Source organism: Phycisphaerae bacterium, from assembly GCA_012729815.1.
GTDB lineage: Bacteria > Planctomycetota > Phycisphaerae > JAAYCJ01 > JAAYCJ01 > JAAYCJ01.
On sequence record JAAYCJ010000278.1, the window covers coordinates 1 to 13431 of the forward strand.

Below are 13431 nucleotides of genomic sequence, written 5' to 3' on the forward strand. Positions count from 1 at the left end.
AAAAAAGGTAAAGAGAAACTACCATGAACGACGATACCAAGACACAGATTGACAAGTTAACCTAAATTACCCAAACCAACAGACAGGCGATAAGGAGACGGTGATGCGGCTTGAGATGATCCTTCCGAAGTATGTTGACTCCCTTCTTGAAGGCAACCGCAACGGGGCCCGCGAGATGGTGCGTAAGGCGATCTGCACCGGCGTGAAGGCTGAGCAGATATACAAGGAACTGCTGGTGCCGGCGATGACGCGGGTTCAGCAGCTTTACCGGGAGGACAAGATCACCACGCTGGTCGAGCACATGGCCTCGCGGATCAACCGCTTCATCACCGATCAGGTCCAGGCCCAGCTGATGCCGAGCGAGCCGAACGGCCGCACCGCCGTGGTCGTTTGTGCCGAGACACAGTGCGAGGAACTCGGCGGTCAGGTGTGTGCCGACGTGCTGGAGGCCAGCGGCTGGCAGACGCTCTTCCTGGGCGGCGGCGTTCCCGAGGATGAACTGGTGGGTCTGGTGGGCAAAATGCGGCCGGAACTGCTGGTGGTCTACGGCAGCAGCCCTTCGGGCGTGCCGCAGATCCGCGAGACGATCATCCGGATCCGCGACATCGGGGCCTCGCCGACCATGAACGTGATCGCAACCGGCGGGATCTTCGATCGGGTCGAGGGCCTCTGGAAGGAAATCCAGGCCGATTTGTACGCCTCGGACCCGGTCGCGGTGGCGGAAGTGGCTGAGGAGGCTCCGCAGCGGATGCATCTGCCGCGCGACCCAATGGCCCCGAAGCGTCGCCGCAAGCTGGTGGGCGCGGCCTCTGCTCTGAATTGAGCATCGTCAACCGATTTACCGTAGTGCCACATGCCGAAGCCAGGGAGGGCCTGAGTTGTAGTAAACTCGGCACGGATGCCGGGTGAGCACGGATGCCAGTGGCGAAACTTTCCCGGCCTGGCTGGACGGATCCAGCCAGGCCCGGGCCGTTTTGGTCAAGGGCGGCGATTGGCCGCATGTATTCCCCACCCACCGCGATCACACTGTCAGTCTCCTTTTCCATGACGGCAACCCCACTTTCGCCCATGCTGAACGCAGTTGAACCGGGGGGGCCGGATGGGTAGGATTGTGGCTCATGCGGCAGGTGACGGTGAAAGCATGACGGTGGTTCGACTGGCCCGGAACGGCTTGGTGGTATTGATGGGACCGGCGGGAAGCGGCAAGAGCTTCTTCGCCCGCCGGTTCTTTCGCCGGTCGCAGGCCGTCAGTTCGGATCGCTGCCGCGAGATGATTATCGACGATCCGCGGGTCCAGCGGGTCTCGGGTGACGCGTTCGAGTTGTTCTACACGATTGTCGAGATGCGGGCCAAGTACGGACGGCTGACCGTGGCGGACGCGACGCACCTGGCGGCTGAGTACCGAGCGCGCCACCTGAAGATCGCGGAACGGTACAGCCGGCCGGTGTACCTGATCGTGTTCGAGGCGCCGCTGGAGACGTGTCTCGAACGCAATCGCGGTCGCCGGCGGCGGGTTGAAGAGGAAGTTATCCGTACGCAGTACGCGAAATTCGAGAATCAACGGGACGTGATCGAGGCGGAGAAGAGCCGGTATACCGAGCGGTTCGTGATCCGGCCGGGCGAACTGGAACGAACCACGGTGGAGCGGTTCTGACAGGTAAGGGCAAACGATGGAATACGCAGGACGATACCCTATTTTCGATTCGCGGCGGATCAGCACGTATCCGGTCTCGCAGCGGCAGAACAAGGTGCAACTGGCGGATCTGTCGCGGCCGGACGCGGTGATGGCAGCGCACTATGACGTGTGCGAACAGGCGGAGAATATCGCAGCCCTGGCCGAGGCGATGGTGGCGGCGCGGCGTGCCGGTCGGGCGGTGATGTGGCTGACCGGGGCGCATCTGGTCAAGAACGGGATGGGGCCGCTGGTGGCGGACCTGGTGCGGCGCGGGCTGTTGACGCTGGCGGCGACCAACGGGGCGGGCGTGATCCACGACTTTGAGTTGGCTTTGTTCGGCGCGACCAGCGAATACGTGCCCAACGCCCTGCCGGAAGGCAAGTTCGGCATGGCGTACGAGCTTTCGTACATCAACGCTGCGCTGGCAGAGGCGGACGAGCGGAAGCTTGGCTACGGGGAAGGGGTCGGTCGGATGATCTGCGACGCGGAGTTTCGCCAGGCGGCGGCGAAGCGTCTTGGCCTCAATTCGCCCATTCGTTTTCAGCATCCGGAGGTCTCGATTCTGGCCGCCTGCTACGAGACGGGCACGCCGCTGACCGTGCACGTGGGGATCGGGACGGACGTGATCGACCAGCACGCGAACTTCGACGGCCGGGCCAAGGGCGGATGCTCGGGCCGCGACTTTCTGATTTTCACGCAACAGACGCCCGACCTGGGCGAGGGCGGCGTGTTTTTGAACGTCGGCTGCGCGGTGACCGGGCCGGAGGTGCTGCTCAAGGCGGTCTCGGTGGTCGGCAGCACGGGCCAGCCGCCGTACGGCCTGATCACCGCCGACCTCGATTTGAAGGACTACCGCCACGAGGCGATGACCGACGAATCCAGCGCCAACTACTACTATCGCCATCACAAGAGCGTGGTGACCCGGATTCCCGAGGCGTTCAGCGGCCGCGGGTTCTATATCCGCGGCGACCAGCGTCGGACCGTCCCGCGTCTCTACCAGGAAATCATTCGACGAGCCTGAGAAGGGGCAATGTATGCAGGAATCGCGTCTTCGGGAAATCCTCGGCCACATGAGCAACGTCAGGATCGGCGTCATCGGCGACTTCTGCATCGACGCCTACTGGCGGTTTGACGAGAACGAAGTGGAACTGTCGGTGGAGACGGGTAAGCCGACCCACGCCATCGCGAAGCAGTACTATTCGCTGGGCGGAGCGGGCAACGTGGCCAAGAACCTGGCGGATCTGGGAGTCGGGCAGGTCTGGGCGTTCTGCGTGACCGGCCCCGACGTCTTCGGCCAGGCGATGCTGAACCTGATGCGAACCAACGGCGTCCGGACGGACGACGCGGTGGTGCAGGAGAGGGACTGGGACACCAACGTCTACGCCAAACCGCACGTCGGGCCCGAGGAGCAGGAGCGGATCGACTTCGGGCGGTTCAACCGGATCGCGTCAGCCACCGTCGACCGGCTGCTGGCGAATTTGGAAAAGCGTCTGCCCGAATTGGACGGCCTGATCGTCAACCAGCAGCTCGCGCGCGGGCTGCACAGCGAGGCGATGATCGAGCGGCTTGGCGGGTTGCTCAAGCGATTCGGCGAGAAGGTGATCCTGCTGGACGCGAGGGACGTGCTTGGGCGATACGACGGGGTGATACTCAAGATCAATGCGGGCGAGGCGGCAAGGCTGTGCGGCCAGCCGATCGAGATACAGGACCGGCTGCCCATGGACACGCTGGTGGACTTCGCCCGGCAGATTCACAGCCGCACTAATCGCGAGGTGATCATCACGCAGTCCGAGCGCGGCATCGTCGCGTTCGACGGCAAGGAGGTCAGCCAGGTGCCCGGAATCCTGATTCTGGGCGAGATCGATCCGTGCGGAGCGGGCGATACGACGGCGGCGGCGGTGACCGGAGCTCTGGCGGCCGGAACGACGCTGCGTGAGGCGATCGAGTTGGGCAACATGGCCGCAGCGGTGGTCTGCCAGAAGCTGATGACCACCGGCACGGCGTCGCCCGAGGAGATCACAGCCCTGGTCCGCGACTGCGATCACGTCTACCGGGTGGAACTGGCTGAGGACGTGCGGCGTTCGCGGTACTGGGAAGACAGCGAGATCGAGGTGGCCAACCCGCAGGTGGAGTTGGGCCAGATACGACACGCGATCTTTGACCATGACGGCACCATCTCGACGCTGCGGCAGGGCTGGGAGCAGATCATGGAGCCGGTGATGGTCCGCTCGATCCTCGGGCCGCAGTACCTCGAGGCGCCGGAGGAGCTGTACCACCGCGTGCTCGAGCAGGTCCGCGACTACATCGACCAGTCGACCGGAATTGAGACGATCGTGCAGATGGAGACGCTGGTCGAGATGGTGCGGAAGTTCGGATTGGTGCCGGCCGACCAGGTGCTCGACGCGATGGGCTATAAGGCGATTTACAACCAGGCACTGCTGGACATGGTCAACGCGCGGCTGGCCAAGCTCGAACGGGGCGAGTTGGACCCGGGCGACTATACGATCAAGGGGGCGGTGTGCTTTTTGCGGGCGCTGGCGGGTCGAGGGGTCAAGCTGTACCTGGCCAGCGGCACCGATCACGACAACGTGGTCCACGAAGCGGGGACGCTGGGCTACGCGGATCTGTTTGAGGGCCGGATCTACGGCTGGGCCGGACAGGGAACCGGGTCGGCCAAAAAGATGGTGATCGAGCGGATCATCCGCGAGCACAACCTCAAGGGCGCACAACTCGCGTGCATCGGCGACGGGCCGGTGGAACTGCGGCTGTGCAAACGGGTGGACGGGGTGGCGGTGGGCGTGGCTTCGGACGAGGTCCGACGTTACGGGCTCAGCGCGGTCAAGCGGAATCGGCTTATCAAGGCGGGGGCCGATCTGCTGACCGGCGACTTCTCGCAGTACGCCCGGCTGGAGGCGCTGCTGTTCGAGCAGCATACGATTGGGGCCGATCGCCTGCGTCTGGCCGAGTGACCGGAAGGGCAAAAAAAAGAGCGATCCCGTTGGCCTGAGGTACCTGACCCAATCCTTTGGAACCGCAAGGCGCAACGGCCGTCAGGCCGCTGCCGTTTGCCCGGTACCTGCGCCAACCGGATCGCTCCCGGTTCGGACACCAACCAGCCGTGGCAACTTCCGATCAATGCCGGTCGGTGCTCACCCGCGCGGCCGAGACCGCGCTCCGCACTCGTGCCTCCCTGCACCAGGCAATCCATCCGTGTATTGTGGCTGTCAGTCCTCCTGATCAAAGAGCCGCTTCTGACCCGGTTGGTCCTTGCCGTGGCGTTCCATGACCTGCCGGGCCTCGTCGATGAACTCGCCGACGTCGCGAAATTCGCGGTAAACGCTGGCGAACCGGACGTAGGCGACCTCATCGAGCGTCCGCAAGCCTTCCGCCGCCCGCTGTCCGATGAAGCGGGAGGGAACCTCGCGGTCGAATTCGGAGAACAATTGCTCTTCCAGTTTGTCAACGAGCGATTCGAGCTGCTTTTCGCTCACCGGTCTCTTGTAGCACGCCTTCTGGAGGCCGACCAGGATCCGGCTTCGGTCATAGGGGACTCGTGAACCATCCTTCTTGACCACCACCAGGCGAACGGCGGCTTCGGCTTTTTCGTAGGTCGTGAACCGCTTGCCGCATTCCTGGCACTGACGGCGACGACGGATTACCGCCCCACCGTCCGTCTCGCGGGAGTCGATGACCCTCGCATTGTTGACCTTGCAGAACGGACATTGCATCGGCGATTCTGATCTGCAACGGACACCCGACCGGTCTGAGCATCACTACATGTGCTACTCTGGTAGGGATTAAACCACTAGATATTGAGTGCGTCAAGAAAAACATTAATCCTTTTCGCACAAAAAGTGAAAAAAGTTAAAAAAGGCAGATCGGGAAGCTAAGATGGATTTGCGAACGCAGGAAATCGGCACCGATCGATGCGGGAGAACAGCCATGACCTCTCGACAGCGCGTGATGGCGGCGTTGAATCATCGGGAACCCGATCGGGTGGCGGTCGATCTGGGAGCGATGCGATCGACGGGAATCCAGGCCGTCGCCTACAACCGCCTGAAGGCGTATCTTGGCCAGGCGGGCGGACAGACCCGCGTCTACGATCTGATCCAACAGTTGGCCGAGCCGGAGGCGTGGGCCCTGGAGCGGTTCGGGATCGACGCGATGGACGTCGGCTGGGATTGGCCGGGCGAGGTGTGGAAGGACTGGGCGCTGCCGGACGGTTCGATCGGCCAGGTGCCCGGGTGGTTCAACCTGGTCCGGCCGACGGGTCCGTGGCAGATCACGGCCGATGACGGCACGCTGATCGCCGAGATGCCGGAAGGCTGCTTCTACTTCACACAGAAGCACTGGCCGCTGGAGCGGAACGGGATAACCGATGAGAACCTGCGGCGGCTGCCGGAACTGATGCCCAAGGTCATGTGGGCGGTTCCTTCGCCGATCTGGAAAGAAGGGCTGAGCGACGCCAATCTCGACGCGATCGCCCGACGCGCCCGGCACTTGCACGAGACGACCGATCGGGCGTTGATGATCGGGTTTGGCGGCAACCTCTTTGAGTGGGGCACGTTTCTGCTGGGGCTGGCGCGGTTCCTCGAAGACCTGATGCTGGAGCGGGCGAAGGTCGAACGGCTGCTGGATCGGCTGGTGGAGATTCACCTGTCGAATCTCGATCGGCTCCTGCCGCGAATCGCCGGCACGGTGGACATCATCCAACTCGGCGACGACCTGGGCACCGAGTCCGGGCCGTTCTTCTCGCCGCAGATCTACCGCGAGGTGTTTCGGCCTCGCCACGCGACGATCATCAACCACATCAAGAAGCACAGCGGCCTGAAGGTCTTCCTGCACAGTTGCGGGTCGATCTACAAGCTGCTGCCGGATCTGATCGAGGCGGGTTTCGAGGTGGTCAACCCCGTGCAGACCTCAGCGGCGGACATGGACCCGGTGCGTCTGAAGCGCGAGTTCGGGCGCGAGATCGCCTTCTGGGGCGGCGGCTGCGATACGCAGCGTGTGTTGCCCAGAGGCACACCGCAGCAGGTCTACGACGACGTGAAGCGGCGGGTCGAGATTCTGGCTCCCGGCGGCGGCTTTGTCTTCACGCAGGTTCACAACATCCTGGCCGAGGTTCCGCCGGCCAACGTCGAGGCGATGTTCAAGGCCCTGGATGACCTGCGCGGCCGCTGAGCCGCTGCGATCTACGGTTTGCGGGTCACCCGCGGATACTTGGCCTTCGCCTCGGGCTCGACGATCTTCTCGAACTTGACCTTGAATTCGAGCCAGTCGCCGAAGTCGTAGACGTACTTGATCGTATCCGCCGGCTCGATGGCCAGTTCGGCTATCTTCAGGTTCGCTCCCGGTCCGCCGCCCAGCGGGTCGATGTGCCCGTAGCCGCGGCTCTTTCGCGTGAAGCCTTCGTAGAATTCGCTGAGGTGATCGGAAGCATCCAGCCGCATCGTCTCGCGGATCGCCAGGTCGAGCTCGGCCAATTCGTTGCCGCCCAAAACCTCGATACGGCACCAGCGTTTGCCCTGCCAGACCTTGAACACGAACACCTGGTTCATGCGGGAGCGGGCTTGCCGCTTGCTCAGCAGCGGAGGCGCCTCGGGCTCCAGCATATTGGCCAGGGTCTCGGCCATCTCACCGAGGGTAGCGTCAAGTTCGTCGGCGTCCGCTTCCTCCTCAGGAGACTCGCAGGCCTCCATCAACCAGTCGTCGTCCTCGTCCAGAACCGGCTCCTTCAGTTCGTGCAGGCCGGGCCAAAACTTCGGGACCACGCGTTCGACGGCTGCGGCCCGTATCGCCCCGTCCTCGACGTCCCGCATCAGTTCCGCCACGACAAACCATCCCGGTTTGAGCAGCCCGGCCAGCGTGGGCGGGACCCAGATCGGAAAGACGGCGCCGGCCTCCGCGCTGAGGCCTTCGAGAAAGACCGTCGGACCGTCCATCTTTCGGACCGTAAAGTAAGACTCCTCCACGACTTCCTCGAAGTCGTCCCCGTCCCCCTCGTGTTCATCCGCCTCCTCATCCTCGTAGAGAAGGTCGTCGTCGGCTTCCTCTTCCTCGAACTCCTCAGCCAGCAGGTCCTCGGCATCGATCACCGTGCCGTCCTCGCGGTGGACCCGCAGGTCGATCATCGCCTGATCATCCTCCTCGACCGGCTCGAGTTCCGCAGCCTCATCCCAAGCCGCGAGTTCCTCTTCCGCCGCCCGGCGGATCAGGTCGCGCTGCCTGTCCTCAAGGAAAGACTTCTTGAGCACCGTATCGAGGATGCCCAGATCCAGCAGGGAAGGCAGTTCGTAGCCGGCCAGAGACCAGAAACTCAGGAGGCACGCCGCATCGTAGGCCTGCTGGAACTCCGGCAGGATCCGGTCGATCGCGGCCAGGTACGCTTCCTGTTGGGACTCGGTCCAAAGCCCCCGGCCGCAAAGCCACGCGCCGAATTCGCGCAGCACGGGATCGACCCTCGCCGCCTGGGCAGGCAGCAGCACTTCGTTTCTCGGGAAGTGTCCGCCCAGCAGGTCATCGACCCTCTGGGCCAGGACCGACCACGGGTCGGGCGTCAGGCGGCCCTCAGCCCGCTCGGCCCACAGGAACCGGTAGACGCCGTGAACGATCGCCTCGGCGACCTCGCGTTCGGAGCGTTTGCCCTTGCGTTCCGTCAGAAACTCAGAGCAGATCGCTTTGATCTTGTCCATCAGCCACCTCCGCCGGTTGCCACATAGCCGCAGTTCATTGGAAATCCCTCACCCACCAAGTCATAATATGGCCTTGGCGGGCGGGCGTCAACCGCCGTTGTTTGGAGTGCAAGCAAGAGCTGTGGAGATGGAGAGTCAACCGCAAACAGGATCGACCGCGCCTCGACGCCGCTCCCGCGCAGCGGGCCTGGGCCGGCTGGCCCTGCTGACCGCCCTGGCGGTGGCGATGGCGGCGCCGTTCCTGTGGATGGTGATGACCTCGCTGAAGCCCCTTTCGGAGGTCGAGCGAGGGAGTTTCGCCCCGCAGAGCTGGCAGTGGGAAAACTACGCGGTCGTACTGGGATTGCAGCCGCCGCGGACCGGCGCGGGACGGGTCCTGGACCTGGCGTTCGGCAAATGGTACTTCAACAGCCTGCTGGTGGCCGGCTGGGTCACGTTTCTGCAACTGCTGACCAGTTCGATGGCCGGCTACGCCTTCAGCCGCCTGCGGTGGCGGGGACGAGACGCGGTATTCGCCCTCTATATCGCCACCATGATGATTCCTGGAGTGGTGCTGATCGTCCCCAACTACTTCCTGATGGTCAAGCTGCACCTGGTCAACACCTACCTGGGTCTGATCCTGCCCGCGTCGTTTGGAGCGTTCGGCACGTTCCTGATGCGTCAGTACATGCTGTCGCTGCCCCGGAGCCTGGATGAGGCGGCGGCGCTGGACGGGGCGTCGAAGTGGCACGTGTTCGTCGACGTGATCCTGCCCCAGTGCGGGCCCGCGCTGATCACGCTGGCCATTTTCATCTTTCTGGGCAACTATGCCTCGTTCTTCTGGCCACTGATTATGATTAAGGATTCGTGGCTCCAGACTCTCCCGATCGGCATGCTGTATTTCGAGGAGCTTTACGGACGGCAGACCAACCTTTTGATGGCCGCTTCGATGCTCAACGTCGTGCCCCCGATCGTGGTCTTTATTGCCTTGCAGAAGTTTTTGGTCCGTGGTATACAGTTGGGCGCTTTTAGAGGCTGATTGGCGAAGGCAGACCTTCCGAGACGAGGTCTGCCTTTCTGTTGTAATTGGAACTCGAGGTGGAAAAGATGCATGCATCAGAGTTGCTCAAGGAATTCGGCGATCCGTCGGTGGCCTATCGGGCCAAGCCGTTCTGGGCCTGGAACGCGGCCCTGACGGGCGATGAGCTTCGCCGGCAGATCCGGCTGTTCGCGCAGATGGGGATGGGCGGCTACTTCATGCACTCCCGGGTCGGGCTCAATACCGCCTATCTGAGCGACGAGTGGTTCGACCTGGTCAATCAGTGCATCGACGAGGCGGAGAAGACCGGGACGCAGGCGTGGCTCTACGACGAGGACCGCTGGCCGTCCGGGGCGGCGGGCAGCCTCGTCACCCGGGACGAGCGGTATCGAGCCCGGCGTCTGGCGGTTTCGCGCCATGCGCCCGAGGGTTTCGACTGGCCCGCCGATCCGTCGCGGAACTTCGTGTTCGGCGCGGTCTTCGAGGACGAACGGATCGGCTGGTATAAGAAGCTCGAGCAGAAGCCGGACATCACCATTCTGCCGCAGTACGCCGAGGTGCTCAAGTTCTCGATCGAGCTTCAGCCCAACAGTCCGTGGTACAACGGGTATGCCTATCTGGACACGATGAATCCCGAGGCCGTTGCGCGGTTCATGGAGGTAACGCACGAGGCCTATTTGCGACACTGCGGCGAAAAATTCGGCAAGAGTGTGCCCGGATTTTTCACCGACGAGCCGAACTGCGGCGAGCCATGGCGGAACGAAGGTGTGGTCCAGTGGACCGAGGCGCTGCCGCACCGGTTCCAGGAAATGTTCGGCTATGACCTGCTCCAACATCTTCCGGAGCTGTTTTTTGACACAACGGGCGCCGACGAGAGCCGCGCCCGCTATCATTACCATCGCTGCAGGACCCGCCTGTTCGTCGAGTCGTTCGCCAAGCCGATCGGCGAGTGGTGCAGCCGCAACAACCTGTTGTTCACCGGCCACGTCCTCTGCGAAGACCCGCTGAGTCACCAAGTCAGCGCCGTAGGGGCGGCCATGCAGTTCTACCCGTACATGCAGGCCCCCGGAATCGACATCCTGACCCAGTACCGGATCGAGTACCTCGCGGCCAAACAGGTGGCCTCGGTCGCCCGTCAGACCGGCCGCAAGTGGGTGCTCTCGGAGCTCTACGGATGCACCGGCTGGGAGACCACATTCGAGGCGTACAAGCACAGCGGGGACTGGCAGGCGGCTTTGGGCATCACGCTGCGCTGCCCGCACCTTTCGTGGTATTCGATGGCCGGCGAGGCCAAGCGCGACTACCCGGCGTCGATCCATTTCCAGTCGCCCTGGTGGAAACAATTCAAGACGGTCGAGGACTACTTCTCGCGGGTGAACGTGCTCCTGAGCGACGGCGAGGCGGTCTGCGATCTGGCGGTGATCCATCCCATCGAGAGCTACTACCTGTACATGAAGACCTTTGACAGCAAGGAGCCGCGCTTCATGCGGATGGATCAGGACTACCACCAGTTCGCCGCCGGGCTGCTGGGCGCGCACCTGGACTTCGATTTCGCCGACGAGCACCTGCTGACGGAACTGGCGGCCAGTGTCGAGCGCGATCAGGCCGGGCCGCACCTGCAAATCGGGCAGGGCAAATACCGCGCCGTGCTCGTTCCGCCGGTGGCCACGCTGCGGCGGACCACGCTCGATCTGCTGCGGCGGTTCAGCGACGCCGGCGGCAAGGTGGTCTTCGCCGGATCGGCCGCCGGATTCGTCGAGGGCGAGTCGAACGGGGACGTCAAGGCGTTCGCCGAGGGCAAGACCGTCGAGAACAACGCCGATGCGATCGCCGCCTCGCTGCAGGACAAGGTCCGCCGCGTGTCGATCCGCGACGCCGCCGGGCGCGAAGCCGCCGACGTGCTGCACCAGTTCCGCCGGATCGGCGACGACTGGGTGCTGTTCCTGGTCAATACCAACCGCAAGGAAGCCCACGAACAACTGACGGTCCGTCTGCAACTTGACCTGCCGCGCGGCGGGCAGATCCAGCTCTGGGACACCCTGGCCGCCAGGCAGTACAAACTGGCCGGCGAACTGACGTACAAGACCGCGACGTTCAAGATCGACATTCCGCCCAGCGGATCGCGACTGATCGTCGTCTCGAGCCAGCCGAAAGAACTGCCACCGCTGCCGAAGCCTCAGCCGACCGGCAATCAGGTCAAGCTCGATCCGGGCGGATGGAGCTTCCTGCTGGACGACCACAACGTCCTGGTGCTCGACCGGGCCGACGCCAAGGCGGACGTCGGCGACAAGAAGCCGTTCTCGCGAACGCAGATGGAAATCCTGCGGCTGGACAACGAGCTGCGCGACGCCCTGGACCTCTCGCCTCGCGCGGGCCACATGGTTCAGCCGTGGATGACCAAGGACGAGCCGCTGGGCCCGACCGCTCCGCTCAAGCTGGCTTACAAATTCAACGTCAAAACCCTGCCTTCCGGTCCGGTGCTGCTGGCGTTGGAGCAGCCGGAGCGATGGCGGATCGAATTGAACGGCCGGTACGTCACCTCGGACATGGCCAGCGGCTGGTGGGTGGACCCGGCGATCCGGACCATCCGGCTCGATCCGGAGCTGCTTAAGCGCGGGCGGAACGTTCTGACCCTTGAAGGCCAGTTCGACCGCAAAGCCGACCTGGAAATCGTCTACCTGCTCGGGCAATTCGGCGTCGATACCGACGGCAAGAACGTGGCGATCAGCCGCATGCCGTCCAAGCTGGACTTCGGCAAATGGCAGGACCAGTCGCTGCCCTTCTACAGCGGCAACATGATCTACCGCATGCCGTTCGAGCTCGAACCGGCCGAGGGCGCTCGATACATCCTGAGCATTCCGTCGTTCGGGGCCGCGGCCGTCGAAGTCGCGGTCAACACGGCCGAACCGGTCGTGCTGCCCTGGCCGGACTACCGGCTCGATATCACCGAGACGCTCCAGAAGGGCAAGAACGTCATCGACATCAAGCTGCTCGGCTCCCGGCGCAACGCCTTCGGGCCGCTGCACATGGTCAACACCCCCAACTGGATCGGGCCCGGCGAGTTTCAGTACAATCCGGACAATTGGCAGGACGAGTACAATCTGGTGGCCTATGGCCTTTACGAGGCGCCGGTGATCAGCGAGTGCCGATCGGCCTAGAAAACGGCTGGAGGATTGCGGGCCGGACCTTTCGGCAAGTGACGCGTCTAGCCCTTGTTGCGCAGCAGATACTCGCGTTCCATTCGGGCCAGGAACTTGCCGAGGGCCGAGGACTTTTCGCGCATCTGGACCACGTCGGGCCAGCGCAGGAACTGGAAGCCCAGCCGCTTGGCTGAATCCTTGTGGATGTCGCGCATGTGCCGAAGCTCGGCCAGGAAGGTCATCTCGCGGCCGTCCTCCGGCAGGGCAAACGAGAGAAAGTACTTCCTGCCGTGGCGCAGCAGGAACCGGTCCTCGTTGGCGATGATGACGGCCATGCCGCCGCGAGAGAGGTCCGCCGCCTGACCGACAAACCGCCGGACGTCGACCGGGCAGAGATTGGGATCCTCAGCCGACGTCTCGTGCAGGTCCACCGTCAGCGGTCCCGGCAGGGAGGCCAACGAGATCCGGTGGTCTTCGCGGCGCTGGCCCGACCGGATCAGGTTGGGCATCGCCAGGCACATGCCCACCACCTTCATCACCGAGTTCAGTTCCACTGTGCACCGCAACCGCGTCACCTGGGATCGGAACGTGTAGATCCGGTTCTGGACCACGAAATAGGCTTCGACGTCCCGGCCGACCCGCAGGCGCACGTCCTTGCCGATGCTCTGCGGACTGTCCAGGTAGATCGCCTGCTCGTCCAGGCCCAGCATTCGCGTCTGGGCGTAGAGCATGTCCGGCTCCACCCGCGACGACGAGACACTGGCGTTCACATAGTGCAACTCGATTGGAACGTTTCGGTCACAGGCGTACCGGAGGATCTCCATGCACGGATTCGCCACGTCTGCCGTTGTCATTTGTCAGCCCCGCCAAATTGCCCACACTCAGCATCCGCTGCTCGATCAATGG

The 13431-nt window shown here is 63.5% G+C and carries 10 protein-coding genes; 7 read left to right on the plus strand and 3 right to left on the minus strand.

Annotation, left to right across the window (positions count from 1 at the left end; translation table 11 throughout):
• Positions 1–103 precede the first annotated feature (103 nt).
• The 4 genes from GXY33_17885 to GXY33_17900 all read left to right on the plus strand — a co-directional run bounded on the left by GXY33_17885 (position 104) and on the right by GXY33_17900 (position 4644).
• Positions 104–823, plus strand: a complete 720-nt coding sequence (locus GXY33_17885; GenBank protein NLX07012.1) for a hypothetical protein — start codon at positions 104–106, stop codon at positions 821–823.
• 318 nt (positions 824–1141) lie between these two features.
• Positions 1142–1654 (plus strand): AAA family ATPase, encoded by a 513-nt coding sequence (locus tag GXY33_17890; GenBank protein ID NLX07013.1) that lies wholly within the window; start codon positions 1142–1144, stop codon positions 1652–1654.
• A 16-nt stretch (positions 1655–1670) separates the two neighbouring features.
• Positions 1671–2696 carry a hypothetical protein gene (locus tag GXY33_17895; GenBank protein ID NLX07014.1) on the plus strand — a complete coding sequence of 342 codons (1026 nt, stop codon included), beginning with the start codon at positions 1671–1673 and terminating at the stop codon, positions 2694–2696.
• A 13-nt stretch (positions 2697–2709) separates the two neighbouring features.
• On the plus strand, positions 2710–4644 hold the full coding sequence (locus tag GXY33_17900; GenBank protein NLX07015.1) for an HAD family hydrolase: 1935 nt from the start codon (positions 2710–2712) through the stop codon (positions 4642–4644).
• Positions 4645–4899: 255 nt separating this feature from the next.
• Here GXY33_17900 and nrdR read toward each other — a convergent pair whose 3' ends face one another.
• A complete protein-coding gene (nrdR, locus tag GXY33_17905; protein NLX07016.1) occupies positions 4900–5403 on the minus strand; it encodes a transcriptional repressor NrdR in 504 nt (167 codons plus the stop codon).
• A gap of 214 nt (positions 5404–5617) precedes the next feature.
• Between nrdR and GXY33_17910 the strand changes: the two genes are divergently transcribed.
• Positions 5618–6856 (plus strand): methyltransferase, encoded by a 1239-nt coding sequence (locus tag GXY33_17910; GenBank protein ID NLX07017.1) that lies wholly within the window; start codon positions 5618–5620, stop codon positions 6854–6856.
• An 11-nt stretch (positions 6857–6867) separates the two neighbouring features.
• Here the strand turns inward: GXY33_17910 and GXY33_17915 are convergent, their stop codons facing one another.
• Positions 6868–8367, minus strand: coding sequence for a plasmid pRiA4b ORF-3 family protein (locus GXY33_17915; protein NLX07018.1), 1500 nt, complete (start codon positions 8365–8367; stop codon positions 6868–6870).
• 127 nt (positions 8368–8494) lie between these two features.
• Here GXY33_17915 and GXY33_17920 point away from each other — a divergent pair, with 127 nt between their 5' ends.
• Together GXY33_17920 and GXY33_17925 are read left to right on the plus strand one after the other, a co-directional pair.
• A complete protein-coding gene (locus GXY33_17920) occupies positions 8495–9385 on the plus strand; it encodes a carbohydrate ABC transporter permease (protein ID NLX07019.1) in 891 nt (296 codons plus the stop codon).
• Positions 9386–9453: 68 nt separating this feature from the next.
• Positions 9454–12543, plus strand: coding sequence for a hypothetical protein (locus GXY33_17925; protein ID NLX07020.1), 3090 nt, complete (start codon positions 9454–9456; stop codon positions 12541–12543).
• A gap of 47 nt (positions 12544–12590) precedes the next feature.
• On the opposite strand, the gene GXY33_17930 is transcribed toward GXY33_17925, so the two are convergent.
• Positions 12591–13379 carry a hypothetical protein gene (locus tag GXY33_17930; GenBank protein NLX07021.1) on the minus strand — a complete coding sequence of 263 codons (789 nt, stop codon included), beginning with the start codon at positions 13377–13379 and terminating at the stop codon, positions 12591–12593.
• Positions 13380–13431 lie beyond the last annotated feature (52 nt).